The 1,155-nt window shown below is 64.9% G+C and carries 2 pseudogenes; both read left to right on the forward strand.

Annotated features, from left to right (window positions below):
* Window positions 1–582 (forward strand): annotated as a pseudogene (locus tag EN991_RS37125) (NADH-quinone oxidoreductase subunit E); the annotation flags it as partial.
* Between the two features lie 10 nt (window positions 583–592).
* Window positions 593–1,155 (forward strand): annotated as a pseudogene (locus tag EN991_RS37130) (NADH-quinone oxidoreductase subunit F); the annotation flags it as partial.

Here is a 1,155-nt window from a genome sequence, read left to right on the forward strand (position 1 = left end):
GTGCCGGCGCCGGCCGCGGCCCCTGTCGCACCGTCCAACACCAGCAAGCCGAAGACCGACGCCCCTGAAACCAGCCCGGCGTTGAAGACGCCTTCAAAAACCAAGGTCGCGCCGGCGGTTGAAAAGGCGGCGAGTGTTGCCGCTCCACTGCATTCGGCCGCCAATGCCAACAAGGCAGACTCCAAAGTCGAGCAGGTTTCCAAGCAGCGCAGTGGCCCCATCACCAAGGCCGAGCCGGCCTCCGCCTTCAAGGCGCCAGAGGTCAAGGTACCGGCCGCCAAGCCGGCCAAACCGTCGCTCGGGGACAAGAACCGCCCGGCCGGCATCGACAGGCCGGCACAGGTCGATGACCTCAAACTGATCTCCGGCGTCGGCCCCAAGATCGAGGGCATCCTGCATACGCTGGGCATCTTTACCTTCGCGCAGGTCGCGTCGTGGAAGAAGGCCGAACGCGAGTGGGTGGATGGCTATCTCTCTTTCCAGGGCCGCATCGATCGCGACGACTGGGTCAAGCAGGCCAAGGCGCTCGCCAAGGGTGGCGTCGCCGAATACATCCGCGTCTTCGGCAAGAAGCCGGTCTGAGGGACGAAAAATGCTCGGGGATAAAGACCGCATCTTCACCAATATCTACGGCCTGTTCGACAAGTCCTTGGCCGGCGCGATGGCGCGCGGCGCCTGGGATAACACGCCCGGCATCGTCGCCAAGGGCCGCGAGTGGATCGTCAACGAGATGAAGGCGTCGGGCCTGCGCGGCCGTGGCGGCGCCGGCTTCCCGACCGGCCTCAAATGGTCGTTCATGCCCAAGCAGAGCGATGGCCGGCCGAGCTATCTCGTGATCAACGCCGACGAATCCGAGCCCGGCACCTGCAAGGACCGCGACATCCTGCGCAACGACCCGCACACGCTGGTCGAGGGCGCGCTGCTTGCCGGTTTCGCCATGGGTGCGGTTGCCGCCTACATCTATGTGCGCGGCGAGTTCATCCGCGAGCGCGAGGCGCTGCAGCGCGCGATCGAGGAGGCCTATGAGGCCAAGCTGATCGGCAAGAACAACACGTCCGGCTACGATTTCGACATCTACATGCACCACGGCGCCGGCGCCTATATCTGCGGCGAGGAGACTGCACTTCTCGAAAGCCTCGAAGGCAAGAAGGGCCA

Origin of the sequence: Mesorhizobium sp. M7A.F.Ca.US.005.03.2.1 (assembly GCF_003997795.1) — a bacterium.
GTDB lineage: Bacteria > Pseudomonadota > Alphaproteobacteria > Rhizobiales > Rhizobiaceae > Mesorhizobium > Mesorhizobium ciceri.